Origin of the sequence: Nocardia amamiensis (genome assembly GCF_015477605.1) — a bacterium.
Taxonomy (GTDB): Bacteria; Actinomycetota; Actinomycetes; order Mycobacteriales; family Mycobacteriaceae; genus Nocardia; species Nocardia amamiensis_A.
In genome coordinates, this window is sequence record NZ_JADLQX010000015.1 from 22,518 (window position 1) to 48,300 (window position 25,783).

Here is a 25,783-nt window from a genome sequence, read left to right on the forward strand (position 1 = left end):
CGGCATCGGGTCAGGCGGCCTGGCGGAGGACGAGGAGACAGCGAGCTTCGACGGTGACGGTGGCGCCCCCGGCGTAATCGGCGTCGGCCAGACCGGTCGGCGTCGCGCAATCCAGCGCCACCGACCATGCCGCGCCGTCGCCGGTGACGGGTAGCGCGAAGTCGATGGCCTCGTCGTGGGCGTTGAAGCAGAGCAGGAACGAGTCGTCGGTGATCCGCTCGCCGCGCGGGCCCGGCTCGGGAATGCCCGCTCCGTTGAGATAGACCGCCAGCGACTTGCCGAAGCCGCTGTCCCAGTCCGCGGCGGTCATCTCCTCGCCCGACGGGGTGAGCCAGGCGATGTCGCGGACGTGGCCGCTCGACCCGAGCGGTCCGCCCGCGAGGAACCGCCTGCGCCGGAAGACGGGATGTTCGGTGCGCAACGCGATCACGGTGCGGGTGAACGCGAGCAGGTCGGCATTCGTCTCGCGCAGCGACCAGTCCATCCACGCCAGCGGCGAGTCCTGGCAGTACACGTTGTTGTTGCCGTACTGGGTGCGGCCCATCTCGTCACCGTGCGCGAGCATCGGCACTCCCTGGCTGAGCACCAGCGTCGCCAGCAGGTTGCGGCTCTGCCGGTCGCGCAGCGCGAGGATCTCCGGATCGTCGGTCGGTCCTTCGGCGCCGCAGTTCCACGACCGGTTCCAGCTCTCGCCGTCACGGTTGTCCTCGCCGTTGGCCTCGTTGTGTTTCTCGTTGTAGGACACCAGATCCCGCAGAGTGAACCCGTCGTGCGCGGTGACGAAATTGATGCTCGCGCTCGGCCTGCGCCCGGTGACCTCGTAGAGGTCGGAGGAGCCGGTGAGCCGAGAGGCGAACTCGCCCAGTGCCGCGGGCTGGCCGCGCCAGTAGTCACGCACGGTGTCGCGGTATTTGCCGTTCCACTCCGTCCAGAGACCGGGAAAATTGCCGACCTGGTAGCCGCCCTCACCCACGTCCCACGGCTCCGCGATGAGCTTGACCTGGCTCACCACCGGGTCCTGCTGCACCAAGTCGAAGAACGTCGACAGCCGGTCCACGTCGTGCAGTTCCCGCGCCAGCGTCGCGGCCAGGTCGAAACGGAATCCGTCGACGTGCATGTCCAGGATCCAGTAGCGCAGCGAGTCCATGATCAGTTGCAGGGTGTGCGGATGGCGGACGTTGAGGCTGTTGCCGGTGCCCGTGTAATCCATGTAGTGCGACGGGTCGTCGTCGACCAGGCGGTAGTAGGCGGCGTTGTCGATACCGCGGAAGCCGATCGTCGGGCCGCGGTGGTTGCCCTCGGCGGTGTGGTTGTAGACCACGTCGAGGATCACCTCGATGCCCTCGGCGTGCAGCGCCCGCACCATCGCCTTGAACTCGGTGACCGCCGAACCGGCGCGGTCCAGCGCCGCGTACTCGTTGTGCGGCGCCAGGTAGCCGAAGCTGTTGTAGCCCCAGTAGTTTCGCAGACCCTGATCCAGCAGCACCCGGTCGTGCAGGAACTGATGCACCGGCATGAGCTCGATCGCGGTGACGCCGAGCCCCTTCAGATGGTCGATGACCGCCGGGTGTGCGATGCCCGCGTAGGTGCCGCGCAGTTCCTCGGGCACGTCGGGGTGCGTCATCGTCATGCCTTTGACGTGCGCCTCGTAGATCACCGTCTCGTGGTAGGGCCGGTTCGGCGCGCGGTCGGCGCCCCAGTCGAAGTACGGGTTGATCACCACGCTGGTCGTGGTGTGGCCGAGCGAGTCCATCCCATAGGTATAGAGCGAGGGGTGATCGTCGAAGCTTCCATCGAAAGCTTTGCCGTACGGATCGAGTAGCAGTTTGCTCGGATCGCAGCGTAATCCGCGCTCGGGGTCGAAAGGGCCGTGCACACGGAATCCGTAGCGTTGGCCGGGCTCGATCGCGGGAAGGTACGCATGCCAGACATAGCCGTCGACCTCGTCCAGCGCGATCCGGGTCTCGGTGCCCTCCCCGGCGATGAGGCAGAGTTCGACCGCGTCGGCAACCTCCGAGAACACCGAGAAGTTGGTGCCCGCCCCGTCGTAGGTGGCTCCGAGCGGATAGGCGGTGCCGGGCCAGACACCCAGTGGTGTCGCGTCGCTGGGCGCTGCGTCGGGCTGAGCCATGGCAACGACAGTAGCGGCAGCCCGGCGTTTGCCTGTGCGGGTGGTTCTGGCTGGGGGAGTCAGGGGAGGTCGGAACCGTTTTCCAGCCAGCGGCTCCGGTAGCCGAGACGTACCGCGAGGCGGGCCAGTCCACCCAGCACGAGTCGCTGCAGCCGGGCCGGGATGCCCCCGAGGTAGCCGTCCTGGTAGTCCCACAACAAGGCGAGCGCGAGCGGATCACGTGGCACCCTGCCCCGGGTGGTCTTGCCGGCGCGGTCCAGGTTGTGCCAGAGCTGGAACATCTCCCAGTGCCGCAGCGGTGGACGGATCTCGTGATCGATCACCGTGCCGGGGACCTCACTGCAGAACTCGTGCACGACACCGGCCGGTGCCGTGACCGTGTCGCCGGGGTGCGCGACGATCTCGGTGCCGTCGACGGTGAATCGGAGTCGGCCTTGCCGGACTGTCCACCGCTCGCTGAGCACCGGATGCCAGTGCGGACCCGCCTGGCGTTGCGCCCGCGGCAGCACGTGCTCGAGCCGCAGGTAGGGACCCTGCTCGTCGGCGCCCTGCGCGACCAAGGTGACGCGGTGCCCATTGCGGAAGGTGAGTGTCCGTGCGTCTCGCATGCTGCAAGATATAAAGGTAACCTTCGTAATATGTCAACAGGTGAACCGACCCTGCTGAAGTTGCTCAGTCAGGCCACCGCGGCCTACGAGCGCGCGCTGAACAGCCAGTTGCGTGCCCGGCTCGACGCTCAGCTGCGCCCCGCGCACTACGCCGTCTTCCGGTACCTGGACCCAGCCGGGTCACGGATCACCACGCTGGCGGAAGCCGCCGGGATGACCCAGCAGTCGATGGGTGAGCTGGTGACGCACCTGGAACGATGCGGGCTGGTGACGCGCCGAGCCGACCCGGCCGACCGCCGGGCGCGGGTGGTGCTGGTCACCGAGCAGGGACGGGCCGCCCTGGAGGTGGCGGCCGAGCGGATTCGCGACCTCGAGCGGAGGCTTGCGCGGACGTTGGGGGAGCGCCGTCTCGGCGAGTTGCGAACGGCGCTGGCGCAGCTGGGCGACACGCTGGCGGAGGGCGAAGCGGACGCCGGGTAACCGGAGCTGTTGTGGCGCAAGCTGTTCGGTGTCGTCGCGTTCCCGCGCGGCTGGTCAGTCCGGGGGTTCCAGCGAGCGCCGCCAGGTCTGACCGACAAGGTCGTGGCCCCAGCTGTGGTGCGGGTGCTGCTCGACGAGCTCGAATCCGGCGCGCTGGTAGACGCGCCGCGCCGCGGTGAGCACGTCGTTGGTCCACAGCACGATCTCGCGGTAGCCCGCCGCGGCGGCGAAGCGCAGGCATTCGCCGACCAGCGCCGACCCGACACCGAGGCCGCGGGCGGTGGGCTCGACCAGCAGCAACCGCAGCCGAGCGGTGGTCTCGTCCTCGCGGACGCAGAAGACGCTGCCCACCGCGCGGCCAGCGGACTCCGCGATCCAGGCGCGCTCGGAGTGCTCGTCGTGCGAACCCAGGTAGTCGGCGACGATGCGGACGATCAGCTCCTCGTATGTTCCGTCCCACCCGTATTCGTTCGCGTAGAGCTCCGCGTGGCGCTGGATCACCCAGCCGTACTCGCCCGACCGCGGGGCGCGCAGCACGAACGACGGTGCGTCGGCGGGCCGGTCCAGAATCTGCTGGATGGTCCGCATCGCGTCGAGCAGTCGCGCCCGGTCCGCGGGGGATCGCTCGCCGAGCAGCACGCCGACCTCGTCGCTGGAGCGCTGGTCGAGGGTCGCGAAAACCTCCCGGCCCCGGGTTGTCAGCCGCACTTCTTGGCGGCGGCCGTCACTGTCGGAGCGATTGCGCCGCACCAGACCGGCCTGTTCGAACCGGGCCAGGATGCGGCTGAGGTAGCCCGGGTCGAGATCGAGGGACCGGCGCAGCGCGACCACCTCGGTCGCGTCCGATCCGGCCAGCTCGAACAGAACGCGCGCCTCGGTCAGCGAGTACTGGCTGTCGTGCAGTCCTTCGCGCAGCACACCGATCACCCGGGTATAGCGGCGGTTGAACTCGCGGACGGAGGCGATCTCGGCGGTGGTCACGGCGGCTCCAATCTTTGACTGAGTCAAAGGATATCCGACCGGGCGTCCTCGGCGCGGAATCGCCGAACTCGGCTGCACGGACTCCGCTGCGCTGGACTCGCTGGGTGCCCGCCCAGTACGAGTGCTAACTTGAACAGCGTTCAAGCCCCGGGTGGGCCGGGGCCGCGACGCGAGGATTCCTGTGGCACTGACCCTTGACGAGATCACCGCCCTCGACGCCGAGCATGTCTGGCATCCCTACGGCGGCTTTCCCGCCACCACCGAGCCGCTGGTGGTGGCGAGTGCGGCGGGCACTCGGCTGACCCTGGCCGACGGGCGCGAGCTGGTCGACGGCATGAGTTCCTGGTGGGCCGCCATCCACGGCTACCGGCATCCGGTGCTCGACGCGGCACTGGCCGCCCAGTCGCGGCGGATGAGTCACGTGATGTTCGGCGGGCTCACCCACGAGCCCGCGGTGCGGTTGGCCGAGCTGCTGGTCGAGTCGGCGCCCGCCGGTCTGGAGAAGGTGTTCCTGTGCGACTCCGGCTCGGTGTCGGTGGAGGTCGCGGTCAAGATGTGCCTGCAGTATTGGCGTTCGCTGGACAAGCCGGAGAAGCGGCGGCTGCTCACCTGGCGCGGCGGCTATCACGGCGACACATTCACGCCGATGAGCGTGTGCGACCCGGAGGGCGGCATGCACTCGCTGTGGACCGACGTCCTGGCGGATCAGCTCTTCGTGCCCGCGCCGCCGCGCGAATACCGGCCCGAGTACGTCGCGGAGCTCGAGCGCATGCTCGTCACGCACGCCGACGAGGTCGCGGCGGTCATCGTGGAGCCGATCGTCCAGGGTGCGGGCGGGATGCGCTGGCACCACCCCGGCTACCTGGCCGACCTGCGCAGGCTGTGCGACGAACACGGTGTGCTGCTCGTCTTCGACGAGATCGCGACCGGATTCGGCCGCACCGGAACGCTTTTCGCCGCGGATCGAGCAGGTGTGAGCCCGGACGTGATGTGCGTGGGAAAGGCGCTGACCGGCGGCTATCTCACGCTGGCCGCCGCGCTGTGCACCGCGCGGATCGCCGAGACGATCAGCGCGGCGCATGGCGGTCTCATGCACGGGCCGACCTTCATGGGCAATCCGCTGGCCTGCGCGGTCGCGGTCGCGTCGATCGAGTTGCTGCGCTCGCGCGACTGGCGCGGTGAGGTGGCGCGGATCGAGGCCGAGCTGGAGGCCGGGCTCGCCCCGGTGCGTGGCCTGCCGGGCGTGGTCGAGGCGCGGGTGCTCGGCGCGATCGGAGTGATCGAGCTGGACCGTCCGGTGGACATGCGCGCCGCGACGCACGCCGCGGTCGAGGCCGGGGTGTGGCTGCGTCCGTTCCGCAACCTGGTGTACACGATGCCGCCGTTCATCAGCACGCCGGACGATGTCGCGACGATCACCGCCGGGATGCGGGCGGCGGTCGCCGCGCAGTCCGCTAGGTGACGCTTCGTCAAGCGATCCAGGGGTGGGACGATCGTGCCGTCGCCGTCCGGCGTCCCCGACCGCCGCGGTGACGATGGCGGTGAAACCGTCGCCGGATCGCACCTGGCGCAGCACGTTCGCCGGAAGGATCGAGTATCACCGAGACGTGTTCCGGCTCGATACGCCGAACAGGTTCAACGGTCGGTGAATCCGTCGCGCCCCACATGGCGGGCGTCGGCGATGTCCGGACGATCGCTGTCGGACAAGACTTCCCAGACCCGGAAGATGCAGTGGTAGTCGTCGGACCAGCCGCGCACCATGAGCAAGTAGGTGTCGCCGTCGCGCAGGACGACACGGCGGCCACGCAGCTTGGGATGCTCGGGGGTGTAGGTGGGCAGCACGCCGGCCAGCTTGGCCAGCGCCTGTGCCCTGGTGCCGACCACTTCCGCGAGAACGCGGGGTGACCAGCGCTTGTGATCGCCCGAGCCCGTTATTTCCTCGACGACTATGGCCCACCGCGGCATCCGGCCGTTTCCTCCGGGGTGAAACTTCGTCACCGCAGGCCGGTGACGCCACCAACGATGGAACAACGGTACCAGCCAGGTCCGCGACTGGCTGTCCTGAACGGTGTTCAAGTATGCTGCGGAGCTGTGACTACCGATCCGTTGAGCTGGTTGGACGAGCGCGCCGCCGCGCGGGTGGCCGCGGGGCTGCGCCGTGAGCTGCGGCCGCGCGCACCGCGGACGCCCTCGATCGACCTCGCCTCCAACGACTATCTCGGGCTGGTCCGCCACCCGGAGGTGATCGACGGCGCCATCGAGGCGGTGCGCCGCTGGGGCGCGGGGTCGACCGGGTCGCGGTTGGTCACCGGCACCACCGCCGAGCACGAGCTGCTGGAAACCGAGCTGGCCGAATTCGTCGGCGCCGAAGCCGGACTCGTGTTCGCCTCCGGGTACGCCGCCAATCTCGGCGCGGTGACCGCGCTCGCCGGGCGCGGCTCGCTGGTGGTCTCCGACGCGGGCAGTCACGCGTCGCTGGTGGACGCCTGCCGCCTGTCGCGGGCCCGGGTCGAGATCGCGCCGCACTGCGATGTGGGCGCGGTGGACCGGCTGCTGGCGCAGCGCACCGAGGAACGCGCGCTGGTGCTCACCGATTCGGTGTTCAGCGCCGACGGCGACCTCGCGCCGTTGGCCGAGTTGCATGGGGTGACCAGGGCCAACGGCGCGGTGCTCGTCGTGGACGAGGCGCACGGCCTCGGCGTGCGCGGCGCGGGCGGCCGCGGGCTGGTGCACGAAGCCGGGCTGTCCGGAGCGCCGGATCTGGTGATCACCGCGACGCTGTCCAAATCTCTTGCCGCGCAAGGCGGTGTGGTGCTGGCCAGTGCACGGGTGCGCGCCCACCTGATCGACGCCGCGCGCACGTTCATCTTCGATACCGGTCTCGCGCCCGCTGCCGTCGGCGCCGCCCGGGCCGCGTTGCGCCTGTTGCGCTGCGAGCCGGAACTGGCTGGGCGGGTGCTCGAACGCGCCGCGGACATCGCCCGGATCGCCGGTGTGCCCGCCCCGGAGTCGGCGGTGGTGTCGGTGGTGCTCGGCCCCGCGCAGGTGGCCTTCGACGCGGCTCAGGCATGCCGGGCGCGCGGCCTGGACGTGGGCTGCTTCCGTCCGCCGTCCGTTCCGGAGGGCACGTCGCGCTTGCGGCTGACCGCACGGGCGAACCTCACTGCCGCCGAACTCGACACCATCGCGACGGTGCTCGGCGAGGTGCTGGCCGAGGCGCGGGGAGCGGTGCCCGCATGACCATCCTGCTGATCACCGGAACCTCCACCGACGTCGGCAAGACGGTGGTCACCGCCGCCGTGGCCGCGGCCGCTGTGGCGGACGGCCGTTCGGTGGCGGTGTGCAAACCAGGCCAAACCGGTGTCGCGGTCGGCGAACCCGGCGACCTCGCGGAGATCCAGCGCCTGTCCGGCGTCACCCGGACGCTGGAACTCGCCCGCTACCCGGACCCGCTGGCGCCTGACACCGCCGCCCGCCGGGCCGGTCTGCCGGAGCTGACCCTCGCCGAGACCGCCGCCGCCGTGGACTCCCTCACCGACGCCGACCTTGTCCTCGTCGAAGGCGCGGGCGGATTGCTGGTTCGCCTGGGCGATTTCACGCTGCTCGACCTCGCCCAGAAACTCGGCGCGCCCGTCCTGCTGGTCACCGCCGCCGGTCTCGGAACCCTCAACCACACCGAACTGACCACCCGCACACTGCAGTCGGCGGGCGTGCGGTGCGCCGGCCTGGTCATCGGGTCCTGGCCGGCCGAGCCCGACCTGGCCGCTGAGTGCAATCGAACCGACCTGCCTCGGGTGACCGGCGTCGATCTCGTCGGCGCGATACCCGAGGGCGCGGGCAGGTGGGACCGCGAACGCTTCACGGACGCCGTCTCGAGCTGGTTCGATCCCGCCTGGTCGCCTTTCGGCTGAACAGCGCCCGCTCGAGGCGGATCCGGAGGCCTGGCGGGAGTTCGATCTGCACCGATGTCGATGTGGTGCACATCGGACTGCCGTACGGGATCGGGCTCGAGCACAACGAACTCCGCCGGTCGGATGTCGCTCGGCGAACTCGTGGCTATGGCCGATGGCGGTGGGCTGGCCTACCGAACTGGTGGGACGCGTTCCGGTGCCGAGCCGGGTACCCGGATTCGGACGCGCGGGTAGCTGGGTCGTGGCAGCCTCCGGCACTCGTGCCTACAGTGGGGTGGATGTCGCCGTTGGACGAAAGGCACCCGTCCACCGTCTCCGACTGGGACGACGCGCGACGCCGAGCTCGGCTGCGGGACACGGGCCTGGGGCACGGGTGGAAGACGTTGCGCCGCACCAGGGTGACGCTGCTGCGGGTGGCCGCACTGCTGCTGACCGGGCTCGTGGTGTTCGCGCAGTACTGGAAGTACGACGTCGTGCCGGAACAGGCGCGGCTGGCGCGCACCGACCCGGCGGTGCTGCCGGTCGCCCCGCCGATGGACCCGAAGAACTGGGACACCGTGGTGGTGGACCTGGTCGGTTTGGGCGGCTTGGACGCCAGTGACACCGCCGCCGCGCTGCCCACGCTGCGCGGGATGGGCATGGTGTGGGCGATCCGCTACGACAACCAAGGTATCGACACCAAGGTGATCGCCGACCTGATCGTCCGCGCCGCGGAACTGTCCGGCCTGAAGAACGTCGTTCTGGTCGGGCACAGCATGGGCGGGGTGATCGCGCTGGAGGTGGCCGAGCACATCCACCGGGACAGCGACCGCAGGCTCGTCGGGGTGATCCTGGACTGCACGCCGATGGACCTGAACGCGGTCCGCCCGGAAAGCCGTGGGCGCGGCGAGGACATGCTGCGCTGGATGGGATGGTTGCCCGGCGCCCGGGAGAGCCGCACGCTGCGCTTGGCCGTGGAGGCCTACGCCCGCCGCGATCGCTACCTCGAGCGCGGCGAAGGGCTGCCCGGCATCCGGTTCGGCGAGCTGGGCGAGGTGCTGAGGGAGGTGCAGCGGGAGAAGATCCTCTCGCGCGACGCCGCGAGCAACGGCCTGATCGAGTCCCAGTTCACCGCCATCGTGGCGGGTGGTGCGGCCGACAATCTGCGCGCCCTGGCCCAGCCCGCGGCCGAGAAGCCGCGACCTGCCATCGTTTTCATTCGTCCGCGCGATCCGGGCCGAGACCGCGTGGTCGATGTCGAGCACTCCCACGAAGTTCTGATCGAGCGTTCCGGCGGCGTGGACGGCACGCTGCTGGTGGTGCTGGCGCGAAACACCGGGCACGCCAATCCGATGCAGCGTCCCCGGGAGTACAACACGGTGATCGAACAGCAAGTATTGCCGTTCATCCAGCGCTATCAGCAGCAGGTCCGGGGAACCATGGTCGCGGCGCCGCCCCGCTGACCGCGGGTTCGAACCACGCTGAGACAAACCGTTCTCACGCCGGATTCGCCTTGTTTGAATTCGCCTATGTTCCGACCCAGTACGTTCCGGTCCGGCCTCCGCGGCCGCACGACCGCCGCATTGCTCGCCGTGGCAACCGTTGCGACCCTGGGACTCACCGGCTGCGCGAACGACGCCGAGCCGGTCGGTCCCATCGCCGACCAACCACTGCCCACCGAGGTTCCGGCGGGAACCACTCTGGTGGTCGCCGACCAGTCCGAGCGCTTGCAATCGGTCCTGCGCATCTCCGGTGAACTCGACAAGCTTCCGTTCAAAGTCGAGTTCGCCAACTTCGTCGGCGGGCCTGCCATTCTCGAGGCGTTCCGCGCGGGCGCCGCCGATGTGGCGCAGGTGGGCGACGTTCCCCCGATTCACGCCCTGGTGGCCGGACAGGACGTTCCGATCATCGCGGCCTACCAGACCAGCACCACGGCCCTGAAACTCGCGGTGGCGCCGGGCAAGTCGGTGTCCACCCTGGCGGATCTGAGGGGCAAGAAGATCGCCTACGCCGAAGGCACCGCCCAGCAGGCCGCGGTGCTGCGCGCGATCGACAAGGCCGGACTGAAAACGTCCGACGTGCAGCTGGTGCGGTTGCAGCTGGCGGAGTTCCTGGACGCGGTGCGCACCGGCCAGGTCGACGTCGCCCCGCTGATCGAACCGAACGTCACCCGGTTCCTGCGCACGCCGGGTACCTCGCTGATCTCCGACTCCGAGACCGCGGGCATCTACGGCGGCCTCGCCTACCTGTACGCCCGCCGTGCCGTCGTGCAGGACCAGGCCAAGGCGGCCGCCACCCGAGCCCTGGTCGGCGCGTTCGTGCGCGCCTACCAGTGGGCCAACACGCATCCGGAGGAGTGGGCGCGCCGTTACTACGTCGAGAACCAGAAAGTAAGCGCCGACGACGCCAAGCGCATTGTCGACTCGCTGGGCACGTACGTCTTCCCGCACCTGGACCAGAAGATCGTCGACCGTCAGCAGGCCACCATCGACGCCATCGCCAAAGCGGGGGAGCTGCCCAAGAAGGTGCAGGCCGCAAACGGTTTCGACCTGCGCTTCGACGCCGCGATCACCCAGGCGGTCACCGAGAGCGGTGCCGCGTTCGAACCGAAGGCACGCTGATGGCAACCCTGGATGCCGGAGTACTGCACCGCATCGGCCTCGGCCGCTCCGGGCCGGAGCCGGTGCTCGCCCGACGCAAGATCGCCCGCCCGCGACTCGGGCCGGGCCGCCCCATCCCGTTCGGCATCGCCGTGGGACCGACGTTGCTGATCGCCGCGTGGGTGGCCGGATCGGCTTCCGGAGCCTTGGATCCGGAGACCCTCCCCGCGCCGTGGACGGTCGCCGGGGCCGCCGGTGACCTGCTCGCCGACGGCAGGCTGCAAAGCAACCTGCTCACCTCCGTGCAGCGTGCCGTGACCGGGCTCGGCCTCGGCGTCGCCATCGGTCTGGTGCTCGCGCTGCTGGCCGGGCTGAGCCGTGTCGGCGAAGCGCTGGTGGACGGGCCGATCCAGATCAAGCGCGCCATCCCGACGCTCGCGCTGATCCCGTTGTTCATCGTGTGGTTCGGCATCGGCGAGGAAATGAAACTACTGGTCATCACCACCAGCGTGGCGGTGCCGATCTACCTGAACACGCACGCGCACTTGCGCAGTGTCGACGCCGGATACCTGGAACTCGCCCAGACGGTGCAGCTGTCGCGCTCGGGGTTCATCCGCCGGATCGCGTTGCCGGGCTCGCTGCCCGGGTTCTTCACCGGCCTTCGGCTCGCGGTCACCATTTCGTGGCTGGCACTCGTCGTCGTGGAACAGGTCAACGCGACCAGCGGCATCGGCTATCTCATGACCCAGGCCCGCACCTACGGCCAGATCGACGTCATCGTGGTCGGCCTGGTGATCTACGGCCTGCTCGGGCTGTTCGGCGACATCCTGGTGCGCGCCGCGGAAAGGAAGGCGCTGTCATGGCGACAGACACTCGCGGACTGAATGTGGTCCGCGCCAGGCAGTTGCGACGCGGCTTCGGTGACCGGATCGTGCTGCGCGACCTGGACATCGACATCGCCCGCGGCGAGTTCGTCGCGCTGCTGGGCCGTAGCGGTTCCGGCAAGAGCACCTTGCTGCGGGCGCTGGCCGAACTGGACTATGACGTGCCGGGATCCGGTGAACTGACTGTGCCCACCGAACGTTCGGTGGTCTTCCAGGACTCCCGGTTGCTGCCCTGGGCTCGGGTGCTGGACAACGTGACGCTCGGGCTGAGCGGCTCCGACGCGGCCGAGCGGGGGCGCTCGGCGCTGGCCGAGGTCGGCCTCGCGGGCCGGGAGAAAGCCTGGCCCAAAGAGCTTTCCGGCGGCGAGCAGCAGCGCGTCGCGCTGGCACGGTCGCTGGTGCGCGAACCGGAGTTGCTGTTGGCCGACGAACCTTTCGGAGCGCTCGACGCGCTGACCCGCATCAAAATGCACACACTGCTGCAGGACCTCTGTGCGAAACACCGGCCCGCCGTGCTGCTGGTCACCCACGACGTGGACGAGGCGGTGCTGCTGGCCGACCGCGTGCTGGTGCTCGCGGACGGGCGCATCGCGGTGGACCAGCGCATCGACCTGGAACGTCCGCGCCGCCACGGTGACCAGGCCTTTCTGCGTCACCGATCCCTGCTCCTGGCCAGCCTGGGCGTCGGCGCGCAGACGCCCGCCGACGACGAAGAGAAGAAAGCCTCATGACCACACCCCGTCAACTCAGCCTCAACGCGTTCATCTACCCCTCCGGCCACCATGAAGCCGCCTGGCGGCACCCGTGGAGCAGCCCCGAGCGGATCTACGACGTCGACTACTACCAGGAGATCGGCCGCACCGCCGAGGCGGCGAAGCTGGACGCGGTGTTCTTCGCCGACGGCCCGGCGCTGCGCACCAACGTGAAGCACAACGCGGCCGCAGGCTTGGAACCGATCACGCTGCTCACCGCGATCGCCACGGCCACAACGCATCTCGGCCTCATCGCCACCGCGTCGACCACGTACTACGAGCCCTACAACCTGGCCAGGTTGTTCTCCACGCTGGACCACATCTCCGGTGGGCGCGCGGGCTGGAACATCGTCACCACCGGCACCGATCTCGCGGCGGCGAACTTCGGTCTGGACAAGCATCCCGACCACGCCGAACGGTACGCGCGAGCAAAGGAATTCGTCGACGCCGTGGTCGCGTTGTGGGACAGCTGGGAGGACGACGCCATCGTCCTGGACCAGGCTTCCGGGGTGTACGCCGACCCGGGCAAGATCCACCAGATCGACTTCGAGGGCGAATATCTCTCGGTTCGCGGGCCGTTCAACGCGCCGCGGACGCCGCAGGGTTACCCGGTGCTGGTACAGGCGGGCGCCTCGAACGACGGCCGCGCGTTCGCGGGCCGGTACGCCGAGGCGATCTTCACCGCACATCAGCGGTTGAGCGACGCGCAGGCGTTCTACGCCGACATCAAGGCGCGCGCAGGCGGTTTCGGCCGCGACCCCGAGCACGTCAAGATCCTGCCCGGGATCAGCCCGTTCATCGCCGACACCGAGGCGGCGGCCAAGCGGCTGGAGCGCGAGTTCAACGAGCTCACCGTGCCGGAATACGGGCTGGCCCAGCTGGAGGGCATCGTCGGGATCAGCCTGCGGCACCTGCCGCTGGACGAGCCGATCCCGCTCGACTTGTTCGACGCCGCAGGTGATGTCACCGACAACGGACAGAGCCGATTGCAGGTCGTCGCGGGCATCGTGCACCGGGAACGGCCGACCGTGCGCGGACTGCTGCACCGCCTCGCCGGTGCGCGCGGCCACCGGGTTTTCGCCGGAACCCCTGAGCAGGTCGCCGACACCATCGAGGAATGGTTCCGCAGCGGCGCCGCGGACGGTTTCAACGTTATGCCGCCGTACTACCCGGGCGGACTGGCGATATTCGCCGAGACGGTCGTGCCGATCCTGCAGGAACGCGGACTTTTCCGCACCGAGTACACCGGCACCACCCTCCGGGACCACTTCGGCCTGCCCCGCCCCGACAGCCGCTTCGCCCGCCGGCCCGCGCTGACGCGGTGAGCCACACCGGCGAAATCGACTGTTACACCACGCCGACCAGACCTGCAGTACGCCCCATGCGGCGCTCCGGCCGATCGGTGACGCGACCGTGAGCGCGTCCGTCGCGCGCGGTGCGACGGCGACTCCAGTTCGGCTTCGGTCGCTGACCTGGACGGTGTTCGTGCCCATGGTGGTGTACGGCATCGGGTCGGGCGCGGCGGCGCCGATGTACGCGCTGCGGGCGCTGGACTTGGGCGCGTCCGCGGGGCTGGCCGGGGTGGTCGTCGCGCTGTCCGGGCTGGGCATGGTGCTGACCGATCTGCCCGCGGGCCGGATGGTGGCCGTGATCGGCGAACGCGGTGCGATGGCGATGGGGTCGGTGCTCGGCGCGGTGGGTGTGCTCGCGGCGATCCTCGCGCCGAATGTCGGTGTGCTCGCGCTGGGCATGCTGGTCAATGGTGCGGCGGGCGCGGTGTGGGGCCTGGCCCGTCAGACCTATCTCGTGGCGGTGGTGCCGGCACGCGACCTCGGCCGGGCGATGTCGACGCTGGCCGGTTCGATGCGGCTCGGCTTCTTCTGCGGGCCGTTCCTCGGCGCCGCGGTGGTGCACGTCCTCGGACCCAACGGCGCGCTGTGGTTGCAGTTGGCGACCACCGTGCTCGCCGGTGCGGCGATGGCGGCTATCCGGTCGCCCGACGCCACCGGTGACGTCACCGCGGGGCACTCACTGGGCGCCGTGATGGTCGAGCATCGCAGGATCCTGGGCACACTCGGGGTGGCCGCGCTGCTGACCGGCGCGGCCCGGGCGGCGCGGCTGGCACTGTTGCCTCTGTGGGCGGCGCATATCGGCGTGAGCGCGTCGACCACCAGCCTCGTGTTCGGTGTCGCGGGAGCCATGGACGTCCTGATGTCCTATCCGGCGGGGGTATGGCTGGATCGATACGGCAGGCGTGCCACCGGTGTTCCGTCGATGATCCTGTTCGCCGCCGGTTTCGGCGCGCTGCCGTGCACGTCCTCGGTATTCGGCCTGAGCGCGGCCGCCCTCCTGCTCGGCCTCGCCAACGGAGTGAGCAACGGGCTCATCATGACGGTCGGCGCCGATGTCGCGCCCGACGTGCAGCGCGCCGAGTTCCTTGGCGCCTGGCGCCTCACCCACGACATCGGCATGTTCGCAGGCCCGGTGGCGGTCGGCGCGATCAGCGCCGTCACCGCGCTCGGCGCCGCGGCCATCGTCCTCGCGCTCGCCGCGGCGACCGGCGCCTACACCATGCACCGCTGGTTTCCCGGGCGATCGAGCCGTCCCCGCAGCGTCCGGGTCACGACGAGGCCGGGTAGGTCCTGCCGGTCCGAGCCTTGACGGCGCCGGGATGGCCTAGCGGGCTCGGGTGCCGAGCAGGTGGCGCACGCCCGCGACGAACAGTTGCAGGCCGAAGTCGAAACGTGCTGTGGCGTCGGGGGTTTCCGCCAGCGGCGAGGCGTCCTCGGGGAGGGCGCCCATCGAGTCCATCTGCATTCTCGCCTGCTCGTCGACGGTCTGGCCCAGGACGTAGTAGAGCAGGGTGAATGCCGCGAGCTCGGCCTCGTGCCGCGGCATTCCCGCGCGAATCGCCGTGCTCACCAAGCGTTCCCGCCCCTTGCTCGTGGTGAGCCGGGAAGCGTATGTCGCCGAGACCAATTCGGCGCCGTCGCGATAGGCCAGCAGGCAGTCGCGCAGGCGGTGGGCCAATTCGGTGATCTGGCCGGACCAGTCGTCGGCCTCGATCGGGTTCTCCATGGGAGCGAGGATCTTGTCCGCCACCGCGCCGAGCAAGGCCTGCTTATTGGGAAAGTGCCAGTACAGCGCGCCGGGTTGCACCTGAAGGGAACCGGCCAACCTGCGCATGGTGAGGTCGGCGAGCCCGTATCGGTCCAGAATCGCGATGGCCCCGTCGACTACGTCCGCCCGGTGCAGCTGCACTGGAAGTCCTTCCCCGTCGTGCTTTGACTCACTCCTACCGCTACCCTAGCCTGAACACCGTTCAAGTTGCACGGCCACCTCGGCCGGACGAAGGGATTCGTGCAGTGACCCAGGCACCGGTAGACACCAACATCCTGTCGATCGCCCGCGCGCAGGTGCTAGAGCGCGGCGAGGGGCTGAACCAGGAGCAGACCCTGGAGGTCCTGCGGCTGGGTGACGACCGGCTGGAGGAGCTGCTCGCCCTGGCCCACGAGGTGCGGATGAAGTGGTGCGGCCCCGAGGTGGAGGTCGAGGGCATCATCAGCCTGAAGACCGGCGGCTGCCCCGAGGACTGCCACTTCTGCTCGCAGTCGGGGCTGTTCCAGTCGCCGGTGCGCGCCGCGTGGCTGGACATCCCCAGCCTGGTCGAGGCCGCCAAGCAGACCGCGAAGACCGGAGCCACCGAGTTCTGCATCGTCGCCGCCGTGCGCGGCCCGGACGAGCGCCTGATGGCCCAGGTCGCCGCGGGCGTCGAGGCGATCCGCAACGAGGTCGACATCCAGGTCGCCTGCTCGCTCGGCATGCTCACCCAGGAGCAGGTCGACCAGCTGGCCGCGATGGGCGTGCACCGCTACAACCACAACCTGGAGACCTCCCGCTCCTACTTCCCGAACGTGGTCACCACGCACACCTGGGAAGAGCGCTGGGACACCCTGCGCATGGTGCGCGAAGCGGGCATGGAGGTGTGCTGCGGCGGCATCCTCGGCATGGGTGAAACCCTGGAGCAGCGTGCCGAATTCGCCGCGAACCTGGCGGAACTCGAGCCCGACGAGGTGCCGCTCAACTTCCTCAACCCGCGGCCGGGCACGCCGTTCGGCGACCTCGAGGTGCTGCCCGCTGCCGACGCGCTGCGCGCCGTCGCCGCGTTCCGGCTCGCGCTGCCGCGCACCATGCTGCGCTTCGCGGGCGGCCGGGAGATCACCCTCGGTGATCTCGGCGCCAAGAAGGGCATTCTGGGCGGCATCAACGCCGTCATCGTCGGCAACTACCTGACCACCCTCGGCCGCCCCGCCGAACAGGACCTGGACTTGCTCGGCGAGCTGAAGATGCCGATCAAGGCGCTCAACGAAACGCTCTGACCCCGGCTCGGTTGCGAGGAATGAGGCCACGACCATGGGTACTGTCATGGACATGGACGAGCGCTACAACCCGTTCACCGGCAAGCGGATCGTGCCGGGACTCGACGACGCGATCCCGGCGGCCGCCGCGCTGGGCCTGGAGCCGCCGCGCTTCTGCGAGCAGTGCGGTCGCCGCATGATCGTGCAGGTCAGCCCGGACGGCTGGTGGGCGAAGTGCTCACGGCACGGCGTGCTCGACTCCGCCGATCTGGAACGCCGATAGTGGTGCCGGTGACGGCGCCCCCTCAGAGCAGGGTGGGGCGCGAGGTGCGCGCCGCGGCGGTGGTCGCCGTGGCGGTGGTGGTGACGAGTGCGATCGTCGGCGTCGGTTGGGCACTGCTTGCGCCTACCGAGCGGCTGCTCGTGGTGGAGCCGGGCCGCGGTGTCGCGCTGACCGGCGAAAGCGCGCACCAGTTCGACGCGCTCGCGCTGTTCGCGCTCATGGGGGCGGTGCTCGGCCTGTTGTCGGCGCTGGCCGCGTGGCGGTGGCGTTCCGCGCGCGGACCGCTGCTGCAGATCGGTTTGCTGATCGGCTCAGGCGTGGGCGCGGTGGCGATGGCGGCGGTCGGCGAACAGATCGCCGAATGGCTGCATCCGCGCCCGCACGATCCGCCGGTCGGCCAGATCGTCGCGCTGCCCATCGAGGTGGGCAGCGCGCTCGCGCTGATCGTGCAGCCGCTGATCGCGTCGTTCGTCCTGCTGTTCCTCGCCGCGCTGAACACGTCGGAAGACCTCGGCACCGGCCGCGGCACGCACAAGGGTGGATCGTTCGATACCGCAGGCGCTTTCACGCCCTATGGTGACGCTGCGCATGGGACAGAGTTGCCCTATCGCGGCTACGAGCCAGCCGCCGAACGACATTCGATGCCCGCGTCCCACCCACGGCACTGACGCATTGCCGCAGTGAATCGGCTTCCCACACTCGTGATCGTCTTGCGGCCCACCCGGTTCCGGCAAGACGACGTCGGCCCACGCTCTCGCCCGCGATCTTCATGATCAAGGGCACACGATCGAGGGCTCTTCTCGCGAAATGCCGCGGCCATGTGCCGTCGATCATGAACTGTCAGTAGTCGAGGTCGGACCAGGGGATGTGGATGGCGAACGGGAAGTCGATGTGGATGCCGTCCGTGGTCGCCGGGGTCCATTCGTCGGCCAGGATGTAGTTGGTCGGGTGCAGAGGTCGGACGCCCTCCGGGAGTCTGCCGTGCCCTGACTCCAGCGCGTAGGCGCGGACGATCTCGATTCCGCGCGGATCGCGTGCCAGTCTGACCTCCCAGTACCACGGGATGCCGGCGTGGGCGTATCGGGCCTTCTTGGCTTCCACATCCCTCGGTGTGTTCGATGGCGACAGCACTTCGCCCGCGAGGAGAACATCGCTCGCGCGGATGTCTTGATAATCGGATTCGAGGCAGCGGAAAACCAAGAAATCGGGTGTTACGAAATCGGACTTCCCGTTGGGTTGGAGAAAGACGTTCGTCTCCATGCCCACTTGCCAGCACTGCTCCGGCTGCCCGGACATGACGTGTTGGACGCATCGGCGCAGAGCGGTCCAGAACAGCCCGGTGTACTGCTGGTGCTCGAAGGGGCCACGTCGAACCCAGACGACCCGGCCGTCCCATAGTTCGATCTGGGCCGCGATCTCCTCCGGGAGGCGCTCGAGTTCCTCCCAGGTCATGTACTCGGGAAGCTCCGGCCGATCTACTCGGGGGGTGGGCATGCCGCTCATGGTAATCGGGTGAGCGGTTGCGACGAACCGAGTCGGTCATCGTCAACCGCACCGCGGACAGCGCCACCGACGAGCTTCCCATCGCGGCTATGGTGCGGCAATGGCAGCGGAACAGCATCGACTCCCCACGCTGGTTATCGTCAGCGGCCCACCCGGGTCCGGCAAGACGACGCTGGCGCACACCCTCGCCCGCGCGATCGGCTGCCCTGCCGTCTGCCGGGACGAGATCAAGGAGGGAATGGTTCACGCGACGCCGGGTTTCACACCGGGCCAGAACGACGAGCTGAACCTCCGCACCCTGCCGGTGTTCTTCCGGACGCTGGAACTGCTGCTGCGTGCTGGTGTCACAGTGATAGCGGAGGCCGCGTTCCAAGACCGGTTGTGGCGTCCGGGGCTGACACCCCTGCAAGCCCACGCCCAGCTGCGCGTCATCCACTGCGTGGTCGCTCCCGCGCTCGCCGAAGCGCGGATCGACCAGCGCCACAAGAGCGATCCGCGCCGCCGTGCCCATTCCGATCCGCAACGCCCCGCACCGGCTCGAGCCGCATTCGAGCGAGTCGCGCTCGACGTTCCGGCACTCGAGGTCGATACGACGTCGGGGTATCGACCACGCCTCCCGGCGATCGTCGATTTCGTCAACAGCGGGCTGATCCATGGCGGCGTGCTCGCCTGACGGGAAGCGACAACGCTGTAAACCCGGCTGGTCCCATGACTCGAGCGAACACACTGTTGCGCAGCAGCGCTGAGTGGCGGAAAAACAGTGGTGGCCAGAAGATTCGGCCGATACGGTGATCAGCCGGAATGGTCGAGAACAGGTCGATGGGAGAGCAGGTGGTGATGAACCGCGTACCGCGGGTTCCTGCCGACCCGTCTTCGGCGGCGGTCGCAGAGCGTGCCGACCTGATCGCGTGGCGGCGGCGAGACGCGCTGCGGCGCAGCAATGCCGCACAGCCGGTGCCGAGTAAGCGGCGGTACCGCCGCGGGCACAAGCATCGCAAAGCGATGACGGAGTACTGAGCGGAAACGCAGCATATCGCGCCCTTCGTCGCGGCTGTCCCGTCGGTGAGCGGTAGCTCGTGCCCGACGGCGTGCGGTAATCGCCGACGCGCAGCGAGACCAGGTGGGGAGGCGCTGTCGATCGGCGGTCGCATGCCGACTCTGGCCGGGCAGGTGGTCGCCTGCGGCGCAGCAGCCGTGTGACCCGCTCAGCTCGGCGGGCGCAGGGCCGCGAATTCGTCCGTGACGCGTAGACCGGAGTCGGTGAAGCGGTAGACGGCGGCAGGGCGGCCGCCCGCGCGGCCGGGGGCGGCGGTGGCGCCGGTGGGGGTGATCACCTTGCGGCGGGAGAGGACCCGTTGCAGGTTCGTGGTGTCCACGTCGTATCCGAGTGCGGCACAATAGATTTCACGCAAGGTGGACATGGTGAATCGTTCCGGGGCCAGGGCGAAGGCGATGTTGGTGTAGGACAGTTTCGCGGCCAGGCGGGTGCGGGCGTGGTCGACCACGGTGCGGTGGTCGAAGGACATGTCCGGCAGCGCCGAGACCGGATGCCAGGCGGTGTCCGAGGGGAGCCGCGGGTCGGCGGTGAGTGGCACGAGGCCGAGGTAGGCCGAGGCGATGCGGCGCGGGCTCGGCACCCGGTCGGGGGCGCTGAACACCGAGAGCTGCTCGAGATGGGTCAGCTCGCGCACGTCGACCTTCTCGGCGAGCTGGCGGCGTGCGGAGGTGTCGAGATCCTCGTCGTCACCGAGCCGGCCGCCGGGCAGCGACCAGGTGCCCTTCTGTGGGTCGAGCGCGCGTTCCCACAGCAACACCGCCAGTTCCGTCCGATGATCGGGCGGGCAGCGTCGCAGCATGTCTTCCGCGCGGTCCGCGGAGCTTCTACCTGCGGTGATATCGCCGGGGAAGCGGCGAACCTGGAACACCGCGGTGAGCGATTCGTGGATGGTGCTACTATGGGGCACGTTTTCGATTGTAAGTCGAAAACCTGGTTTGGTGCGAATCGGCGGGGTAGCCGACCGCACGAGGAAGGGAGCCATCCATGGCGACGACGGGTGCGAAACTGGCGCCCCCGCTGATGGGGCAGGTGTTCGACGGACCCGCGGGGTTCGCCGGAGTCGAGGCGACGCCGGAATGGGCGCAGGAGGTCAAGCGACTGGCCAGGGAGCGCAACGCGACCATTCTCGCGCACAACTATCAGCTACCGGAGATCCAGGACGTGGCCGACCACGTCGGCGACTCGCTGGCGTTGTCGCGGATCGCGGCGGAGGCGCCGGAGGACACGATCGTGTTCTGCGGTGTGCACTTCATGGCCGAGACGGCCAAGATCCTCAGCCCGGCCAAGACCGTCCTCATCCCGGACCAGCGCGCCGGATGCTCGCTCGCGGACTCCATCACCGCCGACGAACTGCGCGCCTGGAAAGCCGAGCACCCGAAAGCGGTGGTCGTCTCATACGTGAACACCACCGCCGAGGTGAAGGCGCTCACCGACATCTGCTGCACCTCGTCGAACGCGGTGGACGTGGTCGCCTCGATCGATCCGGACCGCGAGGTGCTGTTCCTGCCGGACCAGTTCCTCGGCGCGCACGTCAAGCGGGTCACCGGACGGGCGAACATGCACATCTGGGCGGGCGAGTGCCACGTGCACGCGGGCATCAACGGCGACGAGCTGACCGAGCAGGCGCGCACCCACCCGGACGCGGAGCTGTTCGTGCACCCCGAATGCGGTTGCGCCACCTCGGCGCTGTACCTGGCGGGCGAGGGCGCGTTCCCGGCCGAGCGGGTGCACATCCTGTCCACCGGCGGCATGATCGACGCGGCCAAGGCGGCGAAGTCCGATCAGGTGCTGGTGGCCACCGAGGTCGGCATGCTGCACCAGCTGCGCAAGGCCGCCCCCGGGATCGACTTCCAGGCCGTGAACGACCGCGCCTCGTGCAAGTACATGAAGATGATCACCCCGGCGGCACTGCTGCGCTGCCTGGTCGATGGCCGCGATGAGGTCCATGTCGATCCGGAAACGGCTGCGCTCGGCCGCAATTCGGTGCAGCGGATGATCGCGATCGGCAATCCCGGCGGCGGTGAATGAGTCCGACCTCGGTGGTCGGGCTCCGGCGGAGCGCGGTGGCACGAGCGCTGACCACCGCGAAACCGCCTGAGCACCCGGCCGATTCGCGGGTCGGAGGACTGAGAGGCACGGGCCGATGACATCCCGTCTTTCGATCGACTGGGAGGCCGAGGCGGACCTGGTCGTGATCGGCGGCGGTGTCGCGGGACTGACCGCGGCGCGCACCGCGTCACTGCGTGGCCTGCGGGTGCTGACGCTCAGCAAAGGCGGGCCGACGGACACCTCCACCCAGTACGCCCAGGGCGGTATCGCGGTTGTGGCGCCGCATGGCGATTCGGTCGAATCGCACGTGCACGACACGGTGGAAGCGGGTGCGGGGCTGTGCGATGTGGACGCCGTGCGCTCCATTGTCGAGGGCGGCCAAGCCGCGGTGTCCGCGCTGACCGGCCTCGGCGCGGTGTTCGACCTCGGCCGGGACGGCCAGATCTCCCGGACCAGGGAAGGCGGCCACAGCACCCGCCGGATCATCCACGCCGGCGGCGACGCGACCGGCGCCGAGGTGCAGCGGGCGCTGAACGAGGCCGGTCTGCCGGTGCTGTTCGGTGCCGCGGTGGGACAGATCGTCACCGGGCGCGGCGGCGTCCAGGGTGTCGTCGCGGTGTCGGACCAGGGATTCGGCGTCGTCCACGCGCCCGCGGTGCTGCTGGCCACCGGCGGGCTCGGCCAGTTGTACGCGCTGAGCACCAACCCGCCCGGCGCCACCGCCGACGGCATCGCGCTCGCGCTGTGGGCCGGTGCCACGGTCGCCGACCTCGAGTTCGTGCAGTTCCACCCCACTGTGCTCTACACCCCCGGCGGGGTGGGGCGCAGACCGCTGATCAGCGAGGCGGTTCGCGGTGAAGGCGCGAGACTCGTTGACACCGAAGGAAATTCGGTGACCGAGGGTTTGCATCGGCGGGGCGATCTGGCGCCGCGCGACGTGGTCTCGCGCGCCATCGCCGCGCGCATGCGGGCACTCGGCACCGAGCACGTCTACCTCGACGCGCGCTCGATCGACCACTTCCCGCAACGGTTTCCGACGATCACCGCCTCCTGCCTGGCCGCGGACATCGATCCGCGCACGGACCTGATCCCGGTCGCACCCGCCGCGCACTATCAGTGCGGCGGGGTCGTCACCGACACCCACGGCCGCACCGGAGTGCCCGGCCTCTACGCGGCGGGTGAGGTGGCGCGCACCGGCCTGCACGGGGCCAACCGGTTGGCCTCCAACAGCTTGCTCGAAGGTTTGGTGGTCGGCGAGCGCGCCGGAGCCGCCGCGGCCGAGCGGCTCGGCGAGCGGGCGGGTGTCGCCGAGATCCCGGTTCGCCGCGCCGAGCATGCCGATCGCGACATCGTGCAGCGTTTGATGACCACGCACGCCTCGGTGGTCCGCGACGGAGCTGGTCTCGCCGGAGCGCTCAAACAGCTCGACGACGTCGTCGCCCGGCGCGACGCGCTCACCGGCTCCGCGCAGCCGGTCGCCGGGATCGAGGACGCCGCGCTCACCCTGGCGGCGCGCACCCTGCTGCTGGCCGCCCTCGCCCGCACCGAAAGCCGTGGCTGCCACACCCGTTCGGACCACCCGGATCTCATGGCCGGACTCCGCCGCGGCCTCCCGATCCGGTTGAACGACGACGGCGCCCCCGAATACCAAGCACCCATTTCTTGAACACAGCCGTCGAGCAGGAAATCCATCGCGTCCAGCTCGGCGAGAGAGGAGCGCTCCGATGGCGCTGGACGCCGGTCTGGATCGTGACGAGGTACTGCGGATCATCCGCGCGGCGCTGGACGAGGATCTGCGCTACGGCCCGGATGTCACCACGGTGGCCACCGTGCCCGCCGACGCGGTCGTGAAGGCGTCGGTGGTGTCGCGGCAGCCGGGGACCGTCGCCGGGCTCGACGCCGGGCTGCTCGTGCTGGACGAGGTGATCGGCGCGGGCGAGTACGAGGTCACCGACCGCGTAGCCGACGGAACCCGGGTGACGCCGGGACAGTCCGTGCTGACCGTGGTCGCGCCGACCCGCGGCCTGCTCACCGCCGAGCGCACCATGCTCAACCTGGTCTGCCATCTGTCCGGCATCGCCACCGCGACGGCCGCCTGGGTCGACGCGGTCGCGGGCACCCGGTGCCGCATCCGGGACAGCCGCAAGACGCTGCCCGGACTGCGCGCGCTGCAGAAGTACGCCGTCCGCGTCGGCGGCGGCGTCAATCACCGCATGGGCCTCGGCGACGCGGCGCTGATCAAGGACAACCATGTGGTCGCCGCGGGCTCGGTGGTCGAGGCGCTGCGCGCGGTCCGCGCCGCCGCGCCCGGCATCCCCTGCGAGGTCGAGGTCGACAGCCTCGAGCAGCTCGACGCCGTGCTCGCCGAGAACGTGGAACTCGTCCTGCTGGACAACTTCCCGCTCTGGCAGACCCAGGCCGCCGTGCAACGCCGCAACGCCACGGCACCGCGAACACAGCTGGAATCCTCCGGCGGCCTGAGCCTCGACGTCGCCGCCGACTACGCCCGCACCGGCGTCGACTACCTCGCCGTCGGCGCGCTCACCCACTCGGTCCGCGTCCTCGACCTCGGCTTGGATATGTAGGCCTGCCGCCCGCGAGCTACCCCGCTGTTGGTGGTGGTGTTCCCAGGCTCGCGGATCTGTGCGATGCCGCGCGGTGCGTCGGAAGCGGTCGCGCGGGGCGTCGACTTCTGTCGTGGCGATCAGGCGGTGAGTTCGCGCTCCAGCGGTGTCCGGAACCGCGGAATGGCGCGCACAGCGCCGAACCAGTCCGTGATCCGCTGCGATTCCGCGGCGATCAGCGATTCCGCGTCCGCTCCCACGTCTTCGAGCAGACGGTAGACGATCTCGCCGTCCTTGCGCTGCGCCCAGCCGCCGACGATGCGCCCGTCCCACCAGATCGTCGGGCCGATATTGCCGTTCCGGTCGAACAGGCTCGGTCCGTGCGGGCCGAGAAACCAGTCCCGCGCCTGCCAACCCATCGGGGTGGGGTCGAGGGCGGGCAGCAGCGCCGCCCAGGGCTCCGGCGCCACGACGGGCTCCAGATCGTCGGTGAGCAGCACGCCGGTGACGCCCTCCAGATCGACTTCGACCAGGTCGAGCGCGCCGAGCGCCGCGCGGACCTCGCCCAGCGTCCAGCCGGTCCACCACTTGATATCGGACACCGGCGCGGGTCCGAAGGCACGCAACCAGCGCCGGATCAGCTCGACACGGGCCTCGGCGGCCGGCACCGCCGCCACACCCTCCGGCAGCCACGACTCGATCGGCGCCCAGGTGTACTGGCTGCTGGCCCAGCTGCCGTTCGGCCTACCGCGCACGATGCGGCCCTCGCAACCCAGCGTCACCAGCACCCAAGTCGTGATGTTCGTCGGCTTCGAATACGACTTGTCCGGAGCGGTGTTCACCTGGGTGCGCAGCCGCGGGACGTCCTTGCTCAGCTGTGCACCGGTCGCCGATCCCCGCTCCAGCAGCGCCTTGTGCGTCTCGGCTTCCACCTCGGCGAGCCAGCCCTGCACGTCGCCGTCGCCGACGCCCGCCTGCGCGAGGTACTTGCCGTACGTGCGACGCTGCTTGTGCGCCAGCGCATCCGCGCACGACGCCTGCAGGATCGGGACCAGGTCCACCGGCGCGACGAACATGGTGCGGCGCATCGCCAGCATGCGCAGCAGGGAGCGGTCCTGGTAGAGCGCCTGTTCGACGTCCGCCGGGGTGAGTCCGTCGCCCCGCGCGGCGACCGAAAGGAAGACGGTGGCCGGATCGGTCGCGTGCAGCGCCACCAGAGACCCGGCGATCTCGGCGACTCCACCGGACCGTTCCGGCGTCACGAGCCGGTGCCGCACCGCCAATCGAGCGCGCCGCTCGGCGGCATCAATCGAACGCATAGGCGAATCGTAGCGGTCGCCGAGCCGCCGCAGGCCGCTCCGGTCGATCATCCCTGGCCCTCGGCGATCTGCCGCAGGATGTGTGCCCGGCCGAGCTAGGTCGACTGCCGATGTCCTCGAGCAGTGCGCGCAGATCATCGGCCGTGCAGCCCAGCGGCACCGGTTCGGCGGTGACCGGTCGGGCGATCGCGGTGCTCGGGCCACGTCGATCGTTCAACCGGTGACCAGCGCCACAGTGCGCAACTCCCATCGGAAAAGCCTTGCGGCGGGCAGGTTTCCGCTTCGTCGGCGACTGCTTCCGGTATTACGGCCCGCTGTCCTCCC

Annotated in this window: 26 protein-coding genes and 1 pseudogene; 19 read left to right on the forward strand and 8 right to left on the reverse strand. The window is 69.7% G+C overall.

Features of this window, described 5'->3' with window-relative positions:
• Window positions 1-10: 10 nt before the first annotated feature.
• A complete protein-coding gene (gene glgX, locus IU459_RS20290; protein WP_195131132.1) occupies window positions 11-2,131 on the reverse strand; it encodes a glycogen debranching protein GlgX in 2,121 nt (706 codons plus the stop codon).
• Window positions 2,132-2,190: 59 nt separating this feature from the next.
• Window positions 2,191-2,739, reverse strand: coding sequence for a cupin domain-containing protein (locus IU459_RS20295; RefSeq protein ID WP_195131133.1), 549 nt, complete (start codon window positions 2,737-2,739; stop codon window positions 2,191-2,193).
• Between the two features lie 30 nt (window positions 2,740-2,769).
• Between IU459_RS20295 and IU459_RS20300 the strand changes: the two genes are divergently transcribed.
• Window positions 2,770-3,219, forward strand: coding sequence for a MarR family winged helix-turn-helix transcriptional regulator (locus tag IU459_RS20300; RefSeq protein ID WP_195131134.1), 450 nt, complete (start codon window positions 2,770-2,772; stop codon window positions 3,217-3,219).
• A 54-nt stretch (window positions 3,220-3,273) separates the two neighbouring features.
• On the opposite strand, the gene IU459_RS20305 is transcribed toward IU459_RS20300, so the two are convergent.
• Complete coding sequence (locus IU459_RS20305) at window positions 3,274-4,200, reverse strand: bifunctional helix-turn-helix transcriptional regulator/GNAT family N-acetyltransferase (protein WP_195131135.1); 927 nt, start codon at window positions 4,198-4,200, stop codon at window positions 3,274-3,276.
• Between the two features lie 181 nt (window positions 4,201-4,381).
• Between IU459_RS20305 and IU459_RS20310 the strand changes: the two genes are divergently transcribed.
• Window positions 4,382-5,662 (forward strand): adenosylmethionine--8-amino-7-oxononanoate transaminase, encoded by a 1,281-nt coding sequence (locus IU459_RS20310; RefSeq protein ID WP_195131136.1) that lies wholly within the window; start codon window positions 4,382-4,384, stop codon window positions 5,660-5,662.
• A 173-nt stretch (window positions 5,663-5,835) separates the two neighbouring features.
• Here IU459_RS20310 and IU459_RS20315 read toward each other — a convergent pair whose 3' ends face one another.
• Entirely contained in the window at window positions 5,836-6,165 is a 330-nt protein-coding gene (locus IU459_RS20315; protein ID WP_195131137.1) for a hypothetical protein, read from the reverse strand.
• 126 nt (window positions 6,166-6,291) lie between these two features.
• On the opposite strand from IU459_RS20315, the gene IU459_RS20320 reads away from it, so the two are divergent.
• The 8 genes from IU459_RS20320 to IU459_RS20355 all read left to right on the forward strand — a co-directional run bounded on the left by IU459_RS20320 (window position 6,292) and on the right by IU459_RS20355 (window position 14,987).
• The gene (locus tag IU459_RS20320; RefSeq protein WP_324198950.1) at window positions 6,292-7,440 is read left to right on the forward strand and encodes an 8-amino-7-oxononanoate synthase; all 1,149 of its coding nucleotides are present in this window, start codon (window positions 6,292-6,294) and stop codon (window positions 7,438-7,440) included.
• Window positions 7,437-8,111: a dethiobiotin synthase gene (bioD, locus tag IU459_RS20325; protein WP_195131139.1), complete on the forward strand. Its 675-nt coding sequence runs from the start codon at window positions 7,437-7,439 to the stop codon at window positions 8,109-8,111. Before IU459_RS20320 ends, bioD begins: the two co-directional genes overlap by 4 nt.
• Window positions 8,112-8,389: 278 nt before the next feature.
• Window positions 8,390-9,553 (forward strand): alpha/beta fold hydrolase, encoded by a 1,164-nt coding sequence (locus IU459_RS20330; protein WP_195131140.1) that lies wholly within the window; start codon window positions 8,390-8,392, stop codon window positions 9,551-9,553.
• A 66-nt stretch (window positions 9,554-9,619) separates the two neighbouring features.
• Complete coding sequence (locus IU459_RS20335) at window positions 9,620-10,711, forward strand: ABC transporter substrate-binding protein (RefSeq protein ID WP_195131141.1); 1,092 nt, start codon at window positions 9,620-9,622, stop codon at window positions 10,709-10,711.
• Window positions 10,711-11,574 (forward strand): ABC transporter permease, encoded by an 864-nt coding sequence (locus tag IU459_RS20340; protein WP_195131142.1) that lies wholly within the window; start codon window positions 10,711-10,713, stop codon window positions 11,572-11,574. The genes IU459_RS20335 and IU459_RS20340 overlap by 1 nt, the downstream gene beginning before the upstream one ends.
• Window positions 11,550-12,305: an ABC transporter ATP-binding protein gene (locus IU459_RS20345; RefSeq protein WP_195131143.1), complete on the forward strand. Its 756-nt coding sequence runs from the start codon at window positions 11,550-11,552 to the stop codon at window positions 12,303-12,305. The genes IU459_RS20340 and IU459_RS20345 overlap by 25 nt, the downstream gene beginning before the upstream one ends.
• Window positions 12,302-13,651 (forward strand): LLM class flavin-dependent oxidoreductase, encoded by a 1,350-nt coding sequence (locus IU459_RS20350; RefSeq protein WP_195131144.1) that lies wholly within the window; start codon window positions 12,302-12,304, stop codon window positions 13,649-13,651. Before IU459_RS20345 ends, IU459_RS20350 begins: the two co-directional genes overlap by 4 nt.
• A gap of 88 nt (window positions 13,652-13,739) precedes the next feature.
• A complete protein-coding gene (locus IU459_RS20355; protein ID WP_324198951.1) occupies window positions 13,740-14,987 on the forward strand; it encodes an MFS transporter in 1,248 nt (415 codons plus the stop codon).
• Window positions 14,988-15,002: 15 nt separating this feature from the next.
• Here the strand turns inward: IU459_RS20355 and IU459_RS20360 are convergent, their stop codons facing one another.
• Window positions 15,003-15,587 carry a TetR/AcrR family transcriptional regulator C-terminal domain-containing protein gene (locus tag IU459_RS20360; protein WP_195131145.1) on the reverse strand — a complete coding sequence of 195 codons (585 nt, stop codon included), beginning with the start codon at window positions 15,585-15,587 and terminating at the stop codon, window positions 15,003-15,005.
• A 104-nt stretch (window positions 15,588-15,691) separates the two neighbouring features.
• On the opposite strand from IU459_RS20360, the gene bioB reads away from it, so the two are divergent.
• The 4 genes and pseudogenes from bioB to IU459_RS40125 form a co-directional block, all read left to right on the forward strand.
• Complete coding sequence (gene bioB, locus IU459_RS20365; RefSeq protein ID WP_195131146.1) at window positions 15,692-16,705, forward strand: biotin synthase BioB; 1,014 nt, start codon at window positions 15,692-15,694, stop codon at window positions 16,703-16,705.
• A 34-nt stretch (window positions 16,706-16,739) separates the two neighbouring features.
• Window positions 16,740-16,967: a biotin synthase auxiliary protein BsaP gene (gene bsaP, locus IU459_RS20370; RefSeq protein WP_228838226.1), complete on the forward strand. Its 228-nt coding sequence runs from the start codon at window positions 16,740-16,742 to the stop codon at window positions 16,965-16,967.
• Between the two features lie 8 nt (window positions 16,968-16,975).
• Complete coding sequence (locus IU459_RS20375; protein ID WP_324198952.1) at window positions 16,976-17,635, forward strand: DUF2567 domain-containing protein; 660 nt, start codon at window positions 16,976-16,978, stop codon at window positions 17,633-17,635.
• Between the two features lie 55 nt (window positions 17,636-17,690).
• Window positions 17,691-17,756 (forward strand): annotated as a pseudogene (locus IU459_RS40125) (hypothetical protein); the annotation flags it as partial.
• 51 nt (window positions 17,757-17,807) lie between these two features.
• On the opposite strand, the gene IU459_RS20385 reads toward IU459_RS40125, so the two are convergent.
• On the reverse strand, window positions 17,808-18,461 hold the full coding sequence (locus IU459_RS20385) for a Uma2 family endonuclease (RefSeq protein WP_228838227.1): 654 nt from the start codon (window positions 18,459-18,461) through the stop codon (window positions 17,808-17,810).
• Between the two features lie 109 nt (window positions 18,462-18,570).
• Here IU459_RS20385 and IU459_RS20390 point away from each other — a divergent pair, with 109 nt between their 5' ends.
• A complete protein-coding gene (locus IU459_RS20390; protein WP_195131147.1) occupies window positions 18,571-19,143 on the forward strand; it encodes an AAA family ATPase in 573 nt (190 codons plus the stop codon).
• 146 nt (window positions 19,144-19,289) lie between these two features.
• On the forward strand, window positions 19,290-19,487 hold the full coding sequence (locus IU459_RS20395; protein ID WP_228838228.1) for a hypothetical protein: 198 nt from the start codon (window positions 19,290-19,292) through the stop codon (window positions 19,485-19,487).
• A 188-nt stretch (window positions 19,488-19,675) separates the two neighbouring features.
• Here the strand turns inward: IU459_RS20395 and IU459_RS20400 are convergent, their stop codons facing one another.
• Entirely contained in the window at window positions 19,676-20,434 is a 759-nt protein-coding gene (locus IU459_RS20400) for an NUDIX hydrolase (protein WP_324198953.1), read from the reverse strand.
• 77 nt (window positions 20,435-20,511) lie between these two features.
• Here IU459_RS20400 and nadA point away from each other — a divergent pair, with 77 nt between their 5' ends.
• The 3 genes from nadA to nadC all read left to right on the forward strand — a co-directional run bounded on the left by nadA (window position 20,512) and on the right by nadC (window position 24,161).
• Window positions 20,512-21,555 carry a quinolinate synthase NadA gene (gene nadA, locus IU459_RS20405; protein WP_195131148.1) on the forward strand — a complete coding sequence of 348 codons (1,044 nt, stop codon included), beginning with the start codon at window positions 20,512-20,514 and terminating at the stop codon, window positions 21,553-21,555.
• Between the two features lie 115 nt (window positions 21,556-21,670).
• The gene (locus IU459_RS20410; RefSeq protein ID WP_195131149.1) at window positions 21,671-23,242 is read left to right on the forward strand and encodes an L-aspartate oxidase; all 1,572 of its coding nucleotides are present in this window, start codon (window positions 21,671-21,673) and stop codon (window positions 23,240-23,242) included.
• Between the two features lie 58 nt (window positions 23,243-23,300).
• Window positions 23,301-24,161, forward strand: coding sequence for a carboxylating nicotinate-nucleotide diphosphorylase (gene nadC / locus IU459_RS20415; protein ID WP_195131150.1), 861 nt, complete (start codon window positions 23,301-23,303; stop codon window positions 24,159-24,161).
• 119 nt (window positions 24,162-24,280) lie between these two features.
• Here nadC and IU459_RS20420 read toward each other — a convergent pair whose 3' ends face one another.
• The gene (locus IU459_RS20420) at window positions 24,281-25,459 is read right to left on the reverse strand and encodes a winged helix DNA-binding domain-containing protein (protein WP_195131151.1); all 1,179 of its coding nucleotides are present in this window, start codon (window positions 25,457-25,459) and stop codon (window positions 24,281-24,283) included.
• Window positions 25,460-25,783 lie beyond the last annotated feature (324 nt).

What these genes read in the sequence shown, in the direction of transcription:
- IU459_RS20390 (WP_195131147.1), top strand. Translation starts at nt 18,571, where the DNA reads ATGGCAGCGGAACAGCATCGACTCCCCACGCTGGTTATCGTCAGCGGC.
- nadC (WP_195131150.1), top strand. Translation starts at nt 23,301, where the DNA reads ATGGCGCTGGACGCCGGTCTGGATCGTGACGAGGTACTGCGGATCATC.
- IU459_RS20340 (WP_195131142.1), top strand. Translation starts at nt 10,711, where the DNA reads ATGGCAACCCTGGATGCCGGAGTACTGCACCGCATCGGCCTCGGCCGC.
- IU459_RS20330 (WP_195131140.1), top strand. Translation starts at nt 8,390, where the DNA reads ATGTCGCCGTTGGACGAAAGGCACCCGTCCACCGTCTCCGACTGGGAC.
- IU459_RS20335 (WP_195131141.1), top strand. Translation starts at nt 9,620, where the DNA reads ATGTTCCGACCCAGTACGTTCCGGTCCGGCCTCCGCGGCCGCACGACC.
- IU459_RS20420 (WP_195131151.1), bottom strand. Translation starts at nt 25,459, where the DNA reads ATGCGTTCGATTGATGCCGCCGAGCGGCGCGCTCGATTGGCGGTGCGG.
- IU459_RS20385 (WP_228838227.1), bottom strand. Translation starts at nt 18,461, where the DNA reads ATGCCCACCCCCCGAGTAGATCGGCCGGAGCTTCCCGAGTACATGACC.
- IU459_RS20395 (WP_228838228.1), top strand. Translation starts at nt 19,290, where the DNA reads ATGGGAGAGCAGGTGGTGATGAACCGCGTACCGCGGGTTCCTGCCGAC.
- IU459_RS20315 (WP_195131137.1), bottom strand. Translation starts at nt 6,165, where the DNA reads ATGCCGCGGTGGGCCATAGTCGTCGAGGAAATAACGGGCTCGGGCGAT.
- bioD (WP_195131139.1), top strand. Translation starts at nt 7,437, where the DNA reads ATGACCATCCTGCTGATCACCGGAACCTCCACCGACGTCGGCAAGACG.
- IU459_RS20295 (WP_195131133.1), bottom strand. Translation starts at nt 2,739, where the DNA reads ATGCGAGACGCACGGACACTCACCTTCCGCAATGGGCACCGCGTCACC.
- IU459_RS20410 (WP_195131149.1), top strand. Translation starts at nt 21,671, where the DNA reads ATGACATCCCGTCTTTCGATCGACTGGGAGGCCGAGGCGGACCTGGTC.
- bsaP (WP_228838226.1), top strand. Translation starts at nt 16,740, where the DNA reads ATGGGTACTGTCATGGACATGGACGAGCGCTACAACCCGTTCACCGGC.
- nadA (WP_195131148.1), top strand. Translation starts at nt 20,512, where the DNA reads ATGGCGACGACGGGTGCGAAACTGGCGCCCCCGCTGATGGGGCAGGTG.
- IU459_RS20350 (WP_195131144.1), top strand. Translation starts at nt 12,302, where the DNA reads ATGACCACACCCCGTCAACTCAGCCTCAACGCGTTCATCTACCCCTCC.
- IU459_RS20345 (WP_195131143.1), top strand. Translation starts at nt 11,550, where the DNA reads ATGGCGACAGACACTCGCGGACTGAATGTGGTCCGCGCCAGGCAGTTG.
- IU459_RS20300 (WP_195131134.1), top strand. Translation starts at nt 2,770, where the DNA reads ATGTCAACAGGTGAACCGACCCTGCTGAAGTTGCTCAGTCAGGCCACC.
- glgX (WP_195131132.1), bottom strand. Translation starts at nt 2,131, where the DNA reads ATGGCTCAGCCCGACGCAGCGCCCAGCGACGCGACACCACTGGGTGTC.